13 protein-coding genes are annotated in these 17,419 nt (G+C 70.0%); 1 reads left to right on the top strand and 12 read right to left on the bottom strand.

Annotated features, from left to right (window positions below):
- Positions 1-81: 81 nt before the first annotated feature.
- From ppc to cysM, 5 genes are read right to left on the bottom strand one after another with little or no spacing between them, the layout of a single operon-like run.
- Positions 82-2,730: a phosphoenolpyruvate carboxylase gene (gene ppc, locus FIU83_RS10955; protein WP_152484076.1), complete on the bottom strand. Its 2,649-nt coding sequence runs from the start codon at positions 2,728-2,730 to the stop codon at positions 82-84.
- 37 nt (positions 2,731-2,767) lie between these two features.
- Positions 2,768-3,610 (bottom strand): nucleoside triphosphate pyrophosphohydrolase, encoded by an 843-nt coding sequence (mazG, locus tag FIU83_RS10960; protein ID WP_152484077.1) that lies wholly within the window; start codon positions 3,608-3,610, stop codon positions 2,768-2,770.
- On the bottom strand, positions 3,607-5,883 hold the full coding sequence (gene relA / locus FIU83_RS10965) for a GTP diphosphokinase (protein WP_152484078.1): 2,277 nt from the start codon (positions 5,881-5,883) through the stop codon (positions 3,607-3,609). Before relA ends, mazG begins: the two co-directional genes overlap by 4 nt.
- On the bottom strand, positions 5,876-7,318 hold the full coding sequence (locus FIU83_RS10970; RefSeq protein ID WP_152484079.1) for a TRAM domain-containing protein: 1,443 nt from the start codon (positions 7,316-7,318) through the stop codon (positions 5,876-5,878). Before FIU83_RS10970 ends, relA begins: the two co-directional genes overlap by 8 nt.
- A 1-nt stretch (position 7,319) precedes the next feature.
- The gene (gene cysM, locus FIU83_RS10975; RefSeq protein ID WP_152484080.1) at positions 7,320-8,216 is read right to left on the bottom strand and encodes a cysteine synthase CysM; all 897 of its coding nucleotides are present in this window, start codon (positions 8,214-8,216) and stop codon (positions 7,320-7,322) included.
- A gap of 117 nt (positions 8,217-8,333) precedes the next feature.
- Between cysM and FIU83_RS10980 the strand changes: the two genes are divergently transcribed.
- Complete coding sequence (locus FIU83_RS10980) at positions 8,334-11,042, top strand: ATP-binding protein (protein WP_152484081.1); 2,709 nt, start codon at positions 8,334-8,336, stop codon at positions 11,040-11,042.
- On the opposite strand, the gene FIU83_RS10985 is transcribed toward FIU83_RS10980, so the two are convergent.
- From FIU83_RS10985 to lepA, 7 genes are all read right to left on the bottom strand, one after another.
- Positions 10,982-11,359 (bottom strand): holo-ACP synthase, encoded by a 378-nt coding sequence (locus tag FIU83_RS10985; RefSeq protein WP_152484082.1) that lies wholly within the window; start codon positions 11,357-11,359, stop codon positions 10,982-10,984. The two genes, FIU83_RS10980 and FIU83_RS10985, sit on opposite strands and share 61 nt — an antisense overlap.
- Positions 11,356-12,162 carry a pyridoxine 5'-phosphate synthase gene (gene pdxJ, locus FIU83_RS10990; RefSeq protein WP_152484083.1) on the bottom strand — a complete coding sequence of 269 codons (807 nt, stop codon included), beginning with the start codon at positions 12,160-12,162 and terminating at the stop codon, positions 11,356-11,358. The genes FIU83_RS10985 and pdxJ overlap by 4 nt, the downstream gene beginning before the upstream one ends.
- A gap of 162 nt (positions 12,163-12,324) precedes the next feature.
- A complete protein-coding gene (gene recO / locus FIU83_RS10995; protein WP_152484084.1) occupies positions 12,325-13,026 on the bottom strand; it encodes a DNA repair protein RecO in 702 nt (233 codons plus the stop codon).
- Positions 13,027-13,033: 7 nt separating this feature from the next.
- Entirely contained in the window at positions 13,034-13,933 is a 900-nt protein-coding gene (gene era / locus FIU83_RS11000; RefSeq protein WP_152484085.1) for a GTPase Era, read from the bottom strand.
- Positions 13,930-14,634, bottom strand: a complete 705-nt coding sequence (gene rnc, locus FIU83_RS11005; protein WP_152484086.1) for a ribonuclease III — start codon at positions 14,632-14,634, stop codon at positions 13,930-13,932. The genes era and rnc overlap by 4 nt, the downstream gene beginning before the upstream one ends.
- An 81-nt stretch (positions 14,635-14,715) precedes the next feature.
- Complete coding sequence (gene lepB / locus FIU83_RS11010) at positions 14,716-15,519, bottom strand: signal peptidase I (protein WP_152484087.1); 804 nt, start codon at positions 15,517-15,519, stop codon at positions 14,716-14,718.
- 14 nt (positions 15,520-15,533) lie between these two features.
- Positions 15,534-17,351, bottom strand: a complete 1,818-nt coding sequence (gene lepA, locus FIU83_RS11015) for a translation elongation factor 4 (protein ID WP_152484088.1) — start codon at positions 17,349-17,351, stop codon at positions 15,534-15,536.
- Positions 17,352-17,419: the final 68 nt, after the last annotated feature.

The following is a 17,419-nucleotide window of genomic DNA, read 5'->3' on the forward strand; positions in this document are numbered from 1 at the left end:
GGCCGGGGCGCTGGGTGGAGCGATGAGTTGGGGCGATGAGTTGGGGCGATGAGGAGGGGCACCGGAGAGGCGCCGCACCGATCAGCCGGTGTTGCGAAGTCCCGCCGCGATGCCGGCCATGGTGACCATCAGGGCTCGGGAAAGATCGCCGCTGATCGCGCCATCGGCGTCGCGGTTACGCTGCAGGAGCTCGGCCTGCAGGCCGTGCAGCGGGTCGATGTAGGGATTGCGCACCTCCACCGCCTGACGGATCAGCGGCGTGCTCTCGAGCAGCTCGTCCTGATCCAGGATCTGCAGCACTGCGTCGTTGAGACGGCCGAAGCGTTCGCGCAGCCGCTCGCCGAGGGCTTTCAGGGCCGGCTCATCGACCAGGCGCTGCTCGTAGTAGGCGGCGATGTCGACGTCGGCCTTGGCCAGCAGCATCTCGAGCATGTCGAGGTAGGTGCCGAAGAACGGCCAGCGGTCGCGCATCTCGCGCAGCACCTCGAGCCCGCCCGGCTCCTGCAGGCGCTTGGCGAAGGCCTCGCCGCTGCCGAGCCAGGCCGGCAGCATCAGGCGCGTCTGGGTCCAGGCGAAGATCCAGGGGATGGCGCGCAGGGTCTCGACGCCCCCCTCCTGGCGACGCTTGGCCGGGCGCGAGCCCAGCGGCAGGCGGCCCAGCGCCGTTTCCGGCGTCACCGAGCGGAAATAGGGCACGAAGTCGGGGTCCTCGCGCACCACGCCCACGTAGGCCTGGTGGGCCACCCCGGCGAGACGATCCATCTCCTCCCGCCAGGCCGGCTCGGGGGTCGGCGGCGGCAGCAGCGAGGCCTCGAGCACCGCGCAGGCGTAGATCTCCATGGAGCGCAGCGCGATGTCGGGCTGGCCGAACTTGAAGCGGATCATCTCGCCCTGCTCGGTCACCCTGAGGCTGCCGTTCACCGAACCCGGCGGCTGGGAGAGGATCGCCGCATGGGCCGGACCGCCGCCGCGACCGACGGTGCCGCCGCGGCCGTGGAACAGGGTCAAGGCGACGTCATGGCGGCGGCACACCTCGACCAGGGTCTCCTGGGCGCGATACTGGGCCCAGGCCGCGGCCAGCTGCCCGGCGTCCTTGGCGGAGTCCGAGTAGCCGATCATCACTTCCTGGCGATCGCCGGTCAGCCGGCGATAGCCCGGCAGCGCCAGCAGCCGGTCGATGACGTCGCCGGCACGATTGAGGTCGTCCAGGGTCTCGAACAGCGGCGCGATCGGCAGGGTGGCCTCGCCGCCCACTTCCTTCATCAGCAGCGCCACGGCCAGCACGTCGGAGGGCTGGCCGGCCATGGAGATGATGTAGGTGCCCAGCGCCTCGGCGTGCTCGGAGCCGATCACGCGGAAGGTGTCGATCACCTCGCGGGCCTCGGCGGAGCACTCCCAGCGACGCGGGATCAGCGGCCGCCGTGACCCCAGCTCGTTGAGCAGGAACTCCTGGCGCTGCTCCTCACTCCAGTCGCGGTAGTGGCCGAGGCCCAGGCCGTGGGTCAGCTCCTCCATCACCTGCTCGTGGCGGGTGGATTCCTGGCGCAGGTCGAGCTTGGTGAGGGTGACGCCGAACACCGAGACCCGGCGCAGGGTGTCGAGCAGCACGCCGTTGGCGATAGTATCGAGCCCCACGTCGCACAGCGAGCGATAACAGGCCAGCAGCGGCGCGTAGAGTTGATCGCGGGTCTCGATGATCGGCCCGCCGTCGTGGTTGACGCCGTCGAGCTTGGCCTGGGCCCACTCGCGGGTGGCCTCGACTCGGGTCAGCAGGCGCTTGATCAGCTCGCGATACGGCTCGGCGACATCGCCTACCTCGGCCTTGAGCGCGCTGTTGGCCTTCCACATGGAGAGCTCGGCCTTGAGTTGCTCGAGATCGCGGGCGTAGAGGTCCGCGGCCATCCAGCGGCCCAGCAGCAGCACCTCGCGGGTGACCTTGGCGGTGACGTTGGGGTTGCCGTCGCGGTCGCCGCCCATCCAGGAGGCGAAGCGGATCGGCGCGGCATCCAGCGGCAGCCGCTCGCCGGCGGTATCGAGCAGCAGGTTGTCCAGGTCGCGGTGGAAGTCCGGCACCGCCTGCCACAGCGAGTTCTCGATCACCGCGAAGCCCCAGCGGGCCTCGTCGACCGGGGTCGGCCGCTCGTGGCGGATCTCGTCGGTGTGCCAGGCCTGGCTGATCAATTCCTCGAGCCGGCCATGGGCGCGGGCGGCGCGCTCCGGGTAGTCGGCGGAGGACTCGATGATGGTCAGGCACTCATCGATGGCGTCGTACTTCTGAATCAGGGTGCGGCGGATGACCTCGGTGGGGTGGGCGGTCAGCACCAGCTCGACGCGCATGTTGGCGAGCGCCTCGACCAGCTTGCGCGGCGTGTGTCCCTCGCCGCGGGCGCGTTCGAGCAGCTCGCCGAGCACCGGCTGGGCGCCGGGCTTGTAGTCCTCGACCCGGCGAAAGCGCGCGCGGTAGTGCTGTTCGGCCATGTTGGCCAGGTTGAGGAACTGGTTGAAGGCGCGGGTCACCGGCAGCAGGTCGCTGTCGGGCAGGCCCCGCAGGTAGTCGATCAGCTGACGATTGCTGTCGGCCTCGCGCTGGCGCCCCTGCTTGGCGAGGCCGCGAATGGTCTCGATGCGGTCGACGAAGTCCTTGCCGAGATCATCGGCGATGGTGCGTCCGAGACTGTCGCCGAGGATGCGAACGTTGTCACGCAGCGATTCATGCAGATCGTGGCTCATGTCCAGGGTTCTCCTTTCCTCGGGAGTGGGGATATCGTTATGTTTTTTCTTGTTGCTTCGCCGCCTGCCAGTGCCGCTCCATCGCCGCGAGCCCCGCCTCGGGCAACGATACGGCCTCGGCGGCCAGCCCCGCCTCGACGTGGCGAAAGCGGCGCTCGAACTTGGCGTTGGTCTGGCGCAGGCACTGCTCGGGGTCGGCCTTGAGGGTGCGCGCCAGGTTGGTCACGGCGAACAGCAGGTCACCCACCTCCTCGGCGGCGTGGTCGCGGTCTCCCGCGTCCAGCGCCTGCTCGACCTCATCGAGCTCCTCGCGGATCTTGGCCAGCACGCCCCGGGCATCGGGCCAGTCGAAGCCGACCCGCGCGGCCCGCTTGGAGAGCTTGGCCGCCCGCGATAGCGCGGGCAGGGTCCGCGGCACGTCGTCGAGCACCGAGGCGGAGGACGCCGCCTCCCTCGCCCGCGCGTCGCGTTCCTCGGCCTTCAGCGACTCCCAGCGCGAGTGGACCTGCCGGGTCTCGACCTCGGCGGCGCTCACCCCCTCGCGGCGAGAGGCCAGGGTACCATCGGGGAAGACATGGGGATGGCGGTGCAGCATCTTGGCGGTCAGGGTGTCGACGACGTCGTGGAAGTCGAAGCGCCCCTCCTCGGCCGCGAACTGGCTGTAGTAGACCACCTGGAAGAGCAGGTCGCCGAGCTCGCCGGGCAGCTCGTCCCAGGCGCGCCGCTCGATGGCGTCGGCCACCTCGTAGGCCTCCTCGAGGGTGTGGGGAACGATGCTGTCCCAGTCCTGCTTCACGTCCCAGGGGCAGCCCTGCTCGGGGTCGCGCAGCACGGCCATCAGCTCCAGCAGGTGATGCAGGTCGTGGCGAGTGTCGCTCATGTGGCCTTCCTCTTGCCCTTGCCCTTCTTCCCGCCGCCGCGCAGGCGTCGCACCTCGATGACGTTGGGCAGCTGCTGGATGCGCGAGAAGAGCCGCCCCAGGGTCTCCAGGCCGTCGACCTCGACGGTGATGGACATGCGGGCGATACCGTCGTCGGTGTCGGTGAGGGTGTTGACGGAGAGCACGTTGACGCGGTCGTTGCTGAGCACCCCGGTGACGTCGCGCAACAGCCCCGAGCGATCCCAGGCCTGGATCTCGATGTCCACCGGGTACTGGGTGCGGGCGCGCTCCCCCCACTCCACCTCGATGATGCGTTGCGGCTCATCGAGGCGCAACTGGAGGATGTTGGGGCAGTCCTGGCGGTGCACGGTGACGCCGCGCCCCTGGGTGATGAAACCGACGATGGCCTCGCCGGGCACCGGGTGGCAGCAGTTGGCCATGCTGGTCTTCAGGTTGCCCACGCCGAGCACGGTGATGTCGCCGCCGCTCCCCTTGCCCGTGGCCTTGCGCGGCTTGGCCAGCAGGCGGTCGAGCTGTTCCTGATCGTCGCTCTCGCCGAACAGCTGCTGGGCCTGGTGCAGCACCTGGCCGATACGCAGATCGCCGGCCCCCAGGGCGGCGTACATGTCGTCCGGGGTCGGGTAGTTGACCTTGTTGGCCAGGCGGGTGAGGTCCATGCCCTCGACGTCGAGGCGCTTCATCTCGCGCTCGAACAGCGCCCGGCCCTCCTCGAGGTTGCGGTCGCGCGCCTGCAGCTTGAACCAGGCCTGGATCTTGGCCCGGGCCCGGGAGGTGCGCACGTAGCCCAGGTTGGGATTGAGCCAGTCGCGGCTCGGCCCGCTCTTGCTGGCGGTGAGGATCTCCACCTGCTGGCCGGTCTTGAGGCGGTAGGTGAGTGGCACGATGCGCCCGTCGACCTTGGCGCCACGGCAGCGATGACCCACCTCGGTGTGCACCCGGTAGGCGAAGTCGATGGGCGTGGCGATCCGCGGCAGGTCGATGACGTGGCCGTCGGGGGTGAAGACGTAGATGCGATCCGGCGCCACATCGCTGGTCAGCCCCTCGCGAAGGTTGCCGAAGTCGCCGACCTCCTCGTGCCACTCGAGCACCTGGCGCAGCCAGGCGATCTTCTCCTCGTAGCTGGCGCTGCGGGCGCTGGTGTCATGCCCCTTGTAGCGCCAGTGGGCGCACACCCCGAGCTCGGCCTCCTCGTGCATGGCGAAGGTGCGGATCTGGATCTCCAGCACCTTGCTCTCCGGGCCGAACACCGCGGTATGCAGCGACTGGTAGCCGTTCTTCTTGGGGTTGGCGATGTAGTCGTCGAACTCGTTGGGCACGTGATGCCAGCGCGAGTGGACGATGCCCAGCACCGTGTAGCAGTCGCTCACCTCGGGCACCAGGATACGCACCGCGCGGATGTCGTGGACCTGGGAGAAGTCGATGCGCTTGCGCTTCATCTTCCGCCAGATCGAGTAGATGTGCTTGGCGCGGCCATCGACCTGGTAGCGGCGGATGCCCTGCGCCGACATCAGCGACTTGAGGGTCTCGACCACCTCGCTGATGTAGCGGTCGCGGTCCTGGCGCCGCTCGGCCAGCTGGCGGGCGATGGCCTTGTAGTCCTCGTCGTGCAGGTAGCGAAAGGAGAGGTCCTCGAGCTCCCACTTGAGGTGGCCGATGCCCAGCCGGTGGGCCAGCGGGGCATAGATGTCGAACACCTCGCGGGCCACCTGCTGACGCTTCTCCCGCGGGGCATCGCGCACCTGGCGCAGCGCGCAGGTGCGCTCGGCGATCTTGATCAGGGCGACGCGCACGTCGTCGATCAGGTTGACCAGCATCTTGCGCAGGTTGTCCTGCTGGTCGTGCTGGGTCAGGCCCTGGCTGGGCGCCTGGAAGGTGCTGATGGCCGCCATCTGCAGCACGCCGTCGATCAGCCCGGCCACCTCGCCACCGAAGCGCTTCTCGACCTCGGCGAGATCGATCAGCCCCTCGCGCACCGCCCGATAGAGCACCGCGGCCTCGAGCGCCGGCTGGTCCAGCTTGAGCTCGCCGAGGATATCGGCCATCTCGAGCCCCATGCGGAAGCTCGAACCATCCACGAGCCAGGACTTGTGGGGGCGTTCGGAGACCTGTTCCAAGTGCTGGGCGAGCCGACAGGCCTGCTCCATCTCCGCGACGTCGCGCAGCTTGACGTCGTCCTGCAGGCGCGTCAGCCACAGGTCGATATCGACCGACCCATCCTGGGTCAACGGCTGATCCTCACGCACTTTAACCATCGCTCGGCGCTCCTTGAAGGTCGCGAGTCGAGCCCGTGAACTCGAACATCAACATGGATTCCATATGGGAGGTGTGCACGAACATGTCGGCGACCGCCGCGCGCACGATCCGGTATCCCCCTTGCAAGAGGTGTGCCGCATCTCGGGCGAGCGTCGCCGGGTCGCAGGAGACATAGAGCACGTGGGCCGCCGGGTGCGCCACCAGCGCCTGGCTCACCGCCTCGGCACCCTCCCGGGGGGGATCCAGCACCACCACCTCGGGCCGCACCGAGGCGAGCAGTGCGTGCACCGCAGCCGGGGCGCTGAGGTCGGCCTGGTGCGTCTCGACCGTCAGGCCGTTGGCCCTCGCATTGCCGGCCAGGCGCTCGACCATCGCCGGGCTGCCCTCCGCGGTGGCGACCCGGGCGCCGGCCGCGGCCAGCGGCAGGCTGAAGTTGCCGATCCCGGCGAAGAGGTCGAGCAGCCGGGCCTCGCCGAGATGCGGCGCGAGCCAGTCGAGCGCGGTGCCGACCATCCGGCGGTTGACCTCGTCGTTGGCCTGGAGGAAGTCCCCGGGCTCGACGCCGAGGGACAGTTCGCCGGCCGGCCCCGGCACCCGGCATGTGAGCGTCGGCCGGGGCGTCAGCCAGTCGAAGCGCGGCGCCTCGCGGCCCAGCCAGCGGGCCAGATGCACGCCCTGGGCCGAGGCGAAGGCTTGCCAGCGGCGGGTGTCCGCCGCGTGGTCGCGCAGCTGGCGCACCAGCAGCACCACGCCGCGGTCGCTCTCGAGCAGCTCGAGATGGCCGACCTGGCGCGGCGCCTCCAACTCGGCGAGCTGCCGGTGCAGGGGGGCGAGCAGGGCCTCCAGGGCCGGCACCAGCACGGTGCAGCGCTCGATATCGACGAGGCGGTGAGTGTGGCGAGCGCGGAAGCCGAGGTGAATCCGGCCGTCGGCATCGACCTTGACGCCCAGGCGCGCGCGGCGGCGATACCCTTCGCCCGCCCCGGCCATCAGCTCGGGCGCCTCGTCCAGGACGATGCCCTGACGTCCCAGCAGCTCCGTGAGCACCGTCTGCTTGTGTCGGCGCTGGGCCGCCAGGGCGAGATGCTGCAGGTCGCAGCCGCCGCAGCGACCGAAGTGGGGACAGGGGGGCGCCACGCGCTCGGCCGAGGGGAGCTCGACCTCCCGCACGTGCGCCTCGTCGAAGCGCTTGCGCGTCCGGTGCACCGCTCCCTTCACCCGCTCGCCCGGCAGCGCGCCCTCGACGAAGACCGTCTTGCCCTGAGCGGTGCGCGCCACGCCCCGCCCGTCGTGGGCCAGGCCCTGGATCGTCAGCAAATCGGGCGCCGGCTCCCGGACGGCGGCGGGCGACTGGCGGTCATCCCGCTGACGTCCCTGCAGCCCCGAGACGCCCGACGCGGCCCGTTTCGGTCGGCGTTTGCCCAGCATGGTCATCTCAGCGCTCCGGGGCGAAGAGGCCGGTGGACAGGTAGCGGTCGCCACGGTCGCAGACGATGAAGGCGATCACCGCGTTCTCGACCTCGGCGGCCACGCGCAGGGCGCCGGCCAGCGCGCCGCCGGAGGAGACCCCGGCCAGGATGCCCTCCTCCCGGGCCAGGCGACGCATGTGCTCCTCGGCCTCGCGCTGACCGATGTCCAGCACCCGGTCGACGCGGCTGGCGTCGAAGATGCTCGGCAGGTACTCCGGCGGCCAGCGGCGAATGCCGGCGATGCTGGCCCCGTCCTCGGGCTGCAGGCCGACGATCTGCACCTCGGGATTGCGCTCCTTGAGGTAGCGCGACACGCCCATGATGGTGCCGGTGGTGCCCATGGAGCAGACGAAGTGGGTGAGGGTGCCGCCGGTCTGCTCCCACAGTTCCGGCCCGGTGGTGCGGTAGTGGGCCAGGGGGTTGTCGGGGTTGGCGAACTGGTTCAGCGGCTTGCCCTCGCCGCGGGCGACCATGGTATCGGCCAGGTCACGGGCCTCCTCCATGCCCCCCGTCTCGCTCACCTCGATCAGCTCGGCCCCGTAGGCGGCCATGGCCTGCTTGCGCTCGTCGGAGGCGTTCTCCGGCATGATCAGCACCAGGCGATAGCCCATGATGGCGGCCGCCATGGCCAGGGCGATGCCGGTATTGCCGGAGGTCGCCTCGATCAGGGTGTCGCCGGACGCGATCTCGCCCCGGGCCTCGGCCTGCTGGATCATGGAGAGCGCCGGACGGTCCTTGACGGACCCGGCCGGGTTGTTGCCCTCCAGCTTGGCCAACAGGGTATTGCCGCGCCCGGCGGTGATGCGCTTGAGGCGGACCAGCGGCGTATGGCCGACGGTCTCCTCGAGGGTGGGGAAATGCATGACACCTTCCTGATAATCTCGGCTTTTCGGCATTATATCCGTGCCACCCCATGCTGGACAGGCGTCCACCCCCGCTGTGGCATACTGGGGGCCGATCCATCGTCCGACGAGCCCGCCATGTCCCTGAAGACACGCCTGATGCTGTCGATCCTCGGCCTGCCGCTGCTGCTGCTGACGCTGCTGGCCGGGACGACCGTGGTCCTCCTGGACCGCCAGGACCAGTCGGCGCTGCGCGAGACGCTGGCTCGGGGCAGCGCCCTGCTCGCCCCGAGCCTGGGCGAGGCGCTGGCCGAGGGCGACGAGCGGGCGCTGTCGCGCCTGGCCGAGCGGCTGATGGCGCTGCCCCATGTCCAGGCACTGTCGATCCGGGATGGCCAGGGGCGCTCGCGCCTCGCCCTCGGCCCCGTCGGCGAGCGGCGAGCGGTGCCATCGGAGGCGAGCCCGCGATGGCTCGAGCGCGGCCTGGTCTGGCAGTGGCAGGCGCCCCTGCCGAGTCCGGGGTCGACGCCGGCCTGGCTGACCCTCGCCGTCGATGCCACCCCGCTGCTGCTCTCGCGCTACCGCCTGATGGCCAGTGCCGGGCTGGTCCTGATGCTCGCCGGGCTGCTGCTGCTGCTGATCGGGGTCGCCGTGACGCGGCGGGTGACCCAACCCCTGGAGGATGCCGAGCGGGCCCTCGAACGCCTGGCCTTCGGCCTGGTGCCGACGCACCTGGCGCCGCCGGGTGCGCCGGAGCTCGCCGCGCTGACCCGACGCGTCAACGACCTCGCCGACCACCTGGCCGCGTCCCGGGACGACCTGCAGGCGCAGATCGATCAGGCCACCAACGAGCTCCAGGAGTCCATGGAGACCATCGAGGTCCAGAACATCGAGCTCGACATGGCCCACCGCCGCGCCGTCGAGGCCAACCGGGTCAAGTCGGAGTTCCTGGCCAACATGAGCCACGAGATCCGCACCCCCTTGAACGGCATCGTCGGCTTCTGTCGCCTGCTGGGGCGCTCGCGCCTGGCGCCGCGCCAGCGCGAGTGGCTGGATCACGTGCAGCGCGCCTGCGATAACCTGCTGATGCTGGTCAACGACGTGCTGGACTTCTCGAAGCTGGAGGCCGGCCGGGTCGAGCTGGAGACGCTACCGCTGGACATGGTCGCCCTGGTCGACGAGGTGCTGGGCCTGCAGGCGCCACTCGCCCAGCACAAGCCCCTGCAGCTGCTCGGCCTGGTCTACGACGACGTGCCCGCCGACCTCAGGGGAGACCCGATGCGCGTGCGCCAGGTGCTCACCAACCTGGTCAACAACGCCGTGAAGTTCACCGAGCGGGGCGAGGTGATCGTGCGGGTCATGCTGGAAGAGGACGAGCCCGGCCGGGTGACCCTGGGCGTCAGCGTCAGTGACACCGGCATGGGCCTCGACGAGGCGGCGCGCCAGCGGCTGTTCCAGGCCTTTCACCAGGCCGATGCCAGCCACTCCCGGGAGTTCGGTGGCACGGGGCTGGGGCTCGCCATCAGTCGCCAGCTGGTCGAGCAGATGGGCGGCGAGCTCTCCGTGACGAGCACCCCCGGCGAGGGCTCGACCTTCTCCTTCACCCTGCCGCTGGAGGGCGATACCGAGGCCGAGCGCCCCCCCGAGCTCCAGCTGCCGGACGACACCCTCATCGCCCTCGACGAGCCCCACCCGCCCACGCGACGGGCCCTCGCGCATCTGATACGCCGCTGGGGCGCGCGGGTCGTGACAGAAAGCCAGGCCACCCCGGAGCCCGGGGTCACGCTCGCCGTGGTGGCGCTGGACGCCGCGGACCTGGCGACCGATTCCCGCGAGGCGTGGCAACGGCGACTGACGCAGCTCGCCTGCCCGGCCCTGCTGCTGGTCAACGGCGGCCCGACCGACCTCCCGGCCCTGTCCCTGCCCCACGGCGGCGAGGTGCTGACCAAGCCCATCGCCCGCGCCACCCTGGCGAAGGCGGTGTGCCGCCACCTGGCGCGCACGCCAGAGCCCCTGCCCGCCGCGCCGGCCACGGCACGGCTGCTGGTGGTGGACGACAGCGAATCCAACCGCCTGCTGATGCGCGAGCTGTTGAGCGAGGCCGGGATCGCGGTGATCCTCGCGGCGAGTGGCGCCGAGGCGCTGTCGCTGGCGCGCCAGCAGCGCGTCGACCTGGTGCTGATGGATATTCGCATGGCCGGCATGGACGGCCTGGAGACGACCCGGGCGCTGCGCCGGCTCGGCGGGGAGTGGCGACGGGTACCGATCGTCGCCGTCACCGCGCACGTCCAGGCGGAGCAGCGGCGAACGCTGCTGGAGAGCGGCCTCGACGAGGTGCTGATCAAGCCGCTGGAGCCCCGGCGGCTCGTCCGGCTGCTCGAGGAGACCCTCGGCCTGACGCTGCCGGCGGGCCACACCTCCCCGACGACACCGGAGGCGCCACGGCCGGAGGGCGAGCAGGAGCTGGCCGTGGTCGACCTGGAGATCGGCACGCGGCTCGCCGGCGGGCGCGAGGCGCTGGCCCGGGAACTGCTCGAGAAACTGGCCGACTCGCTGCCGGAGAGCGAGCGGGCCATCCGCGAGGCCGTCACGACCCACGATGACGAGGCCCTGCTGGAGGCCCTGCACGCCCTCAACGGTGCCTGCCGCTACTGCGGCACCCCGCGCCTGGGGCTGCTGGCGGAGACCCTCGAGACCCGCCTGCGGTCACGCGGCGGAGAGGCCGTGACGGCGCTGCTGCCCGATCTCTATGCGGCCATGGCCGAACTGCGCCGCTGGCAGGCGGATCAGCCCTCGAGCACCACGAAGGCCGTGGCCAGGGCCTCCTCGTCGGAAAGCGACAAATGAAGGGCCCGCACGCCGGCCGCCTCGGCCAGCGCCTGCGCCTTGCCGGACAGCACCAGCGACGGGCGCCCCAGGGCGTCGTTGACCACCTGGATCTCGGTCCAGCGCATGCCGCGACGCAGCCCCGTACCGAGCGCCTTGACGAAGGCCTCCTTGGCGGCGAAGCGCTTGGCCAGGAAGGCCGCCGGCAGGGCATGGTCGCGAAGCCGTTCCCGCTCGAGCTCGCCGAGTAGCCGCTCGGCGAAGCGCTCGCCATGGCGCGCCATGGCCCGCTCGAAGCGGGCCACCCGGGCGATGTCGGTGCCGATGCCGATGATCATCGGCAGCAGCCTGCCTCGTCGTCGTGATCATGGTCATGATCGTGCGCGTCGAGCGCCGCCACCAGGCCGGCCTCCTGGCCGGCAATGATCAGCCGCTTCATCTCGGCCACCGCCTCCTTGAGCCCGACGAAAAGCGACCGGGCGATGATCGCGTGGCCGATGTTGAGCTCGTGGATGGCAGGGAGCGCGGCGATCGCCTCGACGTTGTGGTAGTGCAGGCCGTGGCCGGCGTTGACGGTGAGACCGAGCTCCGCGGCCATCTCGGCGGCGGCGGCGAGCCGCGCGTGCTCGTCACGGGCGGCCTGGCCCGTGGCCTCGGCATAGGCACCGGTATGCAGCTCGATCACCGGCGCCCCGGCCCGGGCGGCGGCGGCGATCTGCTCGGGCTCGGGATCGATGAACAGCGACACCTCGCAGCCCGCCGCCGCCAGGCGACGACAGGCGGCGCCGATTGCCTCGGCGCCGCCCACCACGTCGAGGCCGCCCTCGGTGGTCAGCTCCTCGCGCTTCTCCGGCACCAGGCAGACATGGGCGGGGCGCAGCGTCTCGGCCAGGCAGAGCATCTCCTCAGTCACGGCCATCTCGAGGTTCATGCGGGTGTTGAGCACCTCGGCCAGCAGGCGCACGTCGCGCTCCTGGATATGCCGACGGTCCTCGCGCAGGTGCACGGTGATGCCATCGGCGCCCGCCTCCTCGGCGAGCAGGGCCGCCTGGACGGGGTCGGGGTAGCGGGTGCCCCGGGCCTGGCGAAGGGTGGCGATATGGTCGATGTTGACGCCGAGCAGGATGCGCGGGGGATGCATGCAGACTCTCCTGGCTGAGGGTGGGAAGCGATGGGAAATCAGACGGTTCGAGGCGGTATTCGGGGCCGGCTCCACAGCCAAGTGTGACGGCTCGGGCGTGCGGAGTGAAGCGCGGCCGGACGGGACGACGACGCGGAACGAAGCCGCCGCCCGTGTCGCCGCTCAGCCCGCCCCGCCGCGCCGTCGGCCGGCCAGCTGGACCATCAGCTCCCGGGAGCGCAACGGGCGCGAGCCCAAAAGCGGCGCCAGGGCCCGGCGGGTCACCGCCTTGGCCGGCCCGGCGAGGCCCGGCTCGTCCCAGCCGTCCCGGGCCAGCAGCCGCAGGGTGCGCCCGTCGATGCCGCGTTCGGCGGCCACGAAGGCTCGCGACGCGTGATCCAGGTCGTAGCGGCCCTGGGGGTCGAGCTCGCCCCCCTCGGGGTCGGTGAAGCGCGGCAGGGCATCCAGCGCCTCGAGCACCGCCACCTCCAGCCGACGCAGCGCCGCGGCCCGGCCGTCGGGGCGCGGCAGCGCCTCCAGCATGGCGGTGTAGTAGGCGAAGACCTCGGCGACGGGCAGCTCTACCGGCAGCACCCGGGTCAGGAGCTCGTTGGCGTAGAGCCCGCAGAGCAGCCCTTCGCCTGCCAGCAGCGCCGCGCTGCCGCGCCCCTCCATCAGCCGCAGGCGCTTGAGCTCGCCCTCCCCCGTCCAGGTGACGTGCATCGGGGCGAAGGGCTGCAGCCGGCTGCGGGCGCGGCTGCCCGGCCGCTGCACGCCCTGGGCGACGGCCCGCACCCGGCCGTGCTGGAGGGTCAGCAGCTCGACCAGGGCGCTGGTCTCGCGGTAGGGGCGCTTGTGCAGCAGGAAGGCCGGTTCGGGGGTCATCGCGGCGTCAGTCGAGGTCGTAGCCCAGGCTCTTCAGGGCCCGCTCGTCGTCGGACCAGCCGCTCTTGACCTTGACCCAGAGATTGAGCATCACCTTGGCGCCCAGGGCGCGCTCCATGTCGAGGCGCGCCTCGCGACCGATGCTCTTGATCCGGTCGCCCTTCTCGCCGATCAGGATCTTCTTCTGGCCCGCCCGTTCGACCAGGATCAGGGCGCTGATGTGCACCACACGGCCCTCGTCGCGGAACTCCTCGATCTCCACCGTCATCTGGTAGGGGAGCTCGTCGCCGAGCTGGCGCATCACCTTCTCGCGCACCAGTTCCGCGGCCAGGAAGCGCTGGCTCTTGTCGGTGACCTGGTCCTCGGGGAAGTAGTGCACGCTCTCGGACAGGTGCTTGGCGACCTCGGCCTCGAGTTCGGGCACGTTGGTGCCGTGCTTGGCCGAGATCGGCACGATGGCGGCGAAGTCGCGACGCGCGCCGACCTCCTCGAGCCAGGGCAGCAGGCTGGCCTTGTCCTGCAGGCGGTCGACCTTGTTGACGGCCAGGATCACCGGCGCCTCGACATGCTCCAGTCGCTTCAGCACCACCTGGTCCTCGTCGCTCCAGCGGGTGCGATCGATGATGAAGACCACGCAGTCGACGTCGCGCAGGGCCTGCACGGCGGCCTGGTTCATGAAGCGGTTGATCGCCTTGTTGCGATCCTTGGCCAGGATATGGATGCCCGGGGTATCGACGTAGATGAACTGCGCCTCCTCCACGGTCTTGATGCCCATCACCTGATGGCGCGTGGTCTGGGGGCGGCGTGAGGTGATGGAGATCTTCTGGCCGAGGATCCGGTTCATCAGCGTCGACTTGCCGACGTTGGGACGGCCGACGATGGCCACGAAACCGCAGGTGGTGGTCATGACGGGCTCCCGGTGCCGTGGGACTTGGTCGGTTCGAGCTGGGACAGGGCCTGTTCGGCGGCCTGCTGCTCGGCGTGGCGGCGGCTCGAGCCGACCCCGCGGGTGTGCTGGTCGAGCACCTCGACATGGCACTCGACGGTGAAGGTCTGGGCGTGCGCCTCGCCCTCCACCGAGGTCACCTCGTAGCGCGGCAGGGCCACCTGGCGCGACTGCAGGAACTCCTGCAGGCGGGTCTTGGGATCCTTCTGGGTGTCCTCGAGGCTGATGGCCTCGAGGCGTTCGGCATACCAGGAGAGCACGCGGGCGCGGGCCGTCTCCATGCCGGCGTCCAGGTAGATCGCGCCGAGCACCGCCTCGACGGCATCGGCGAGGATCGAGTCGCGGCGGTGTCCCCCGCTCTTCATCTCGCCGGAACCGAGCCGCAGGCACTCGCCGAAGGCCATCTCGCGGGCCAGCTCGGCCAGGGTCTTGCCCTTGACCAGGCGCGCGCGCAGCCGCGACAGCTGCCCCTCCCGCGCCTGGGGAAAGCGCCGGAAGAGGGCCTCCGCGATGACGAAGTTGACGATCGAGTCACCGAGAAATTCGAGGCGTTCGTTGTTCTGACCGCCGTAGCTGCGGTGCGTCATGGCCAGTTCGAGCAGCGCGGGATCGGCGAACGCATGACCGATGCGGCGGCTGAAGGCGTTGAGGGAGTTGCTCACGGAGCTCCTGAATACGTCGATATCGATAAGAGTGTGTTCTCGCGCCGGGCCCGACATCCGGTCGGGCCCGGCCGTCCGGGATTACTGGATGCGGCGCACGCTGGTGAAGCTCGGCAGGCCGCCGTCCCAGTGCATCCAGACGGCGAAGGCCTTGCCGACGATGTTCTCCTCCGGCACGAAGCCCCAGTAGCGGCTGTCGTTGGAGTGATCGCGGTTATCGCCCATGGTGAAGTAGTGGCCCTGAGGCACCACGAGCTCGCGCACCTGGGGCCCCGGGTCCCGGGGATTATTGTAGATTCGGTGCTCACGCTCGCCCAGCTGCTCCGCCAGCAGCAGCTCGGTGGGCGCCTTGACGGGCCCGGCCTCGAGCAGCCGCTTGGGCACCGCCTCGCCGTTGACGAAGAGCTGCTTGTCCTCGTAGCGAATCCGGTCGCCGGGCAGGCCCACGACGCGCTTGATGAAGTTCACCGAGGGCTCGTCGGGGAAGCGGAACACCATGACGTCGCCCCGCTCGGGATCGTCGACCTCGACGAAGCGAGTGTTGATCACCGGCAGTCGCAGGCCGTAGGCGAACTTGTTGACCAGGATGAAGTCGCCGATCTCCAGCGTCGGACGCATGGAGCCCGAGGGGATCTGGAAGGGCTCGACCAGAAAGCTTCGGAGCAGCAGCACCACCAGCAGCACCGGGAAGAAGGAGCGGGCGTAGTCGACCGGCCAGGGCTCCTTGATCGCCCGCGCCCGCGCCTGCTCGCCGAGTCCCTCGGTGGTACCGGCCTCGACCGTGGCCAGTCGCTGACGGCGCGCGGGACGCCACCAGAGCAGATCGAGCAGCCAGATCACTCCGGTGACGGCCACGGCCACCACCAGCATCAAAGAGAAGTCCATGCGGTTATCCGTCCCTAGTCATTGACCCTGAGCACGGCGAGGAAGGCATCCTGGGGGATCTCCACCCGGCCGACCTGCTTCATGCGTTTCTTGCCCGCCTTCTGCTTCTCGAGCAGCTTCTTCTTGCGGCTCACGTCGCCGCCGTAGCACTTGGCGGTCACGTTCTTGCGCAGCGCCTTGACGGTGGAGCGCGCCACCACCTGGCCGCCGACCGCGGCCTGGATGGCCACGTCGAACATCTGGCGCGGGATCAGCTCCTTCATCTTCTCGACCAGCAGGCGACCGCGGCTGTGGGCATGATCGCGGTGGATGATCACCGCAAGGGCGTCGACGCGGTCGCCGTTGATCAGCACGTCCAGGCGCACCAGCTGGGCCGCCTGGAAGCGCTCGAAGTTGTACTCCAGGGAGGCGTAGCCCTTGGAGATCGACTTCAGGCGATCGAAGAAGTCCATCACCACCTCGGACATGGGCAGCTCGTAGGTGAGCTGGATCTGGCTGCCGAGGAACTGCATGTCGAGCTGGGTGCCGCGGCGCTGCTCGCACTCGGTGATGACGTTGCCGACGAACTCCTGGGGCACCAGGATGCTGGCGCGCACGATGGGCTCGCGCATCTCCTCCACCTCGGCCATGTCGGGCAGCTTGGAGGGGTTGGCGACATAGATGATCTCGCCGTTCTTCATGGCGAGCTCGTAGACCACGGTGGGCGCGGTGGTGAGCAGGTCCAGGTCGTACTCGCGCTCCAGGCGCTCCTGGACGATCTCCATGTGCAGGGTACCGAGGAAGCCGACCCGGAAGCCGAAGCCCAGGGCGTCGGAGTTCTCCGGCTCGTAGTCCAGCGAGGCGTCGTTTAGCGCCAGCTTCTCCAGGGCGTCGCGGAAGTCCTCGTAGTCGTCGGCGCTGACCGGGAACATGCCGGCGTAGACCTGGGGCTTGACCTTCTGGAAGCCGGGCAGGCGCGCCACGTCCGGCGTCTTGGTGTGGGTGATGGTATCGCCCACCGGCGCACCATGGATGTCCTTGATGCCGGCGACCACGAAGCCGACCTCGCCGGCGCGCAGGATACCGGTCTCCTTGCGCAGCGGCGTGAAGATGCCCACCTCGCCGACCGGCCAGTCGCGGCCGGTGGAGGTCATGCGGATCTTGTCGCCCTTCTTCAGGGTGCCGTCGAAGATCCGCACCAGGGAGACCACGCCCAGGTAATTGTCGAACCAGGAGTCGATGATCAGCGCCTGCAGCGGCGCATCGGGATCGCCCTTGGGGGCGGGGATGTCGCGCACCAGGCGCTCGAGCAGCGCGTCGATGCCCAGGCCGCTCTTGGCCGAGACCTGGCAGGCGTCGGTGGCGTCCAGCCCGATGATCTCCTCGATCTCGTGGGACACCTTGTCCGGGTCGGCCTGGGGCAGGTCCATCTTGTTGAGCACCGGCAGCACCTCGAGGCCCTGCTCGATGGCCGTGTAGCAGTTGGCCACCGACTGGGCCTCGACGCCCTGGCCGGCGTCCACCACCAGCAGCGCGCCTTCGCAGGCGTAGAGCGAGCGGGAGACCTCGTAGGAGAAGTCCACGTGCCCGGGGGTGTCGATGAAGTTGAGCTGATAGACGTTGCCGTCGTCGGCGTGGTAATCCAGCGTCACCGACTGGGCCTTGATGGTGATGCCGCGCTCGCGCTCGAGGTCCATGGAGTCGAGCACCTGCTCCTTGAGCTCACGCTCGGTCAGGCCACCGCAGGTCTGGATCAGCCGGTCGGCCAGGGTCGACTTGCCGTGGTCGATATGGGCGATGATCGAGAAGTTGCGGATGTGCTTGAGGGGATCGGTGGTTGCGTCTTGGGACATCGAGTCGATTCTGCCTTGTGGGTGTCGGGCCACGGCCGACCCGACGGATCGCTAAGCGGTCGGCTGGC

The sequence above is a fragment of the Halomonas sp. THAF5a genome, assembly GCF_009363755.1.
Classification (GTDB): domain Bacteria; phylum Pseudomonadota; class Gammaproteobacteria; order Pseudomonadales; family Halomonadaceae; genus Halomonas.

Coding starts and splice junctions, on each gene's coding strand:
- mazG (WP_152484077.1), bottom strand. CDS start 3,610: ATGAGCGACACTCGCCACGACCTGCATCACCTGCTGGAGCTGATGGCC.
- ppc (WP_152484076.1), bottom strand. CDS start 2,730: ATGAGCCACGATCTGCATGAATCGCTGCGTGACAACGTTCGCATCCTC.
- recO (WP_152484084.1), bottom strand. CDS start 13,026: ATGACCCCCGAACCGGCCTTCCTGCTGCACAAGCGCCCCTACCGCGAG.
- lepA (WP_152484088.1), bottom strand. CDS start 17,351: ATGTCCCAAGACGCAACCACCGATCCCCTCAAGCACATCCGCAACTTC.
- FIU83_RS10985 (WP_152484082.1), bottom strand. CDS start 11,359: ATGATCATCGGCATCGGCACCGACATCGCCCGGGTGGCCCGCTTCGAG.
- pdxJ (WP_152484083.1), bottom strand. CDS start 12,162: ATGCATCCCCCGCGCATCCTGCTCGGCGTCAACATCGACCATATCGCC.
- era (WP_152484085.1), bottom strand. CDS start 13,933: ATGACCACCACCTGCGGTTTCGTGGCCATCGTCGGCCGTCCCAACGTC.
- relA (WP_152484078.1), bottom strand. CDS start 5,883: ATGGTTAAAGTGCGTGAGGATCAGCCGTTGACCCAGGATGGGTCGGTC.
- FIU83_RS10980 (WP_152484081.1), top strand. CDS start 8,334: ATGTCCCTGAAGACACGCCTGATGCTGTCGATCCTCGGCCTGCCGCTG.
- FIU83_RS10970 (WP_152484079.1), bottom strand. CDS start 7,318: ATGACCATGCTGGGCAAACGCCGACCGAAACGGGCCGCGTCGGGCGTC.
- cysM (WP_152484080.1), bottom strand. CDS start 8,216: ATGCATTTCCCCACCCTCGAGGAGACCGTCGGCCATACGCCGCTGGTC.
- lepB (WP_152484087.1), bottom strand. CDS start 15,519: ATGGACTTCTCTTTGATGCTGGTGGTGGCCGTGGCCGTCACCGGAGTG.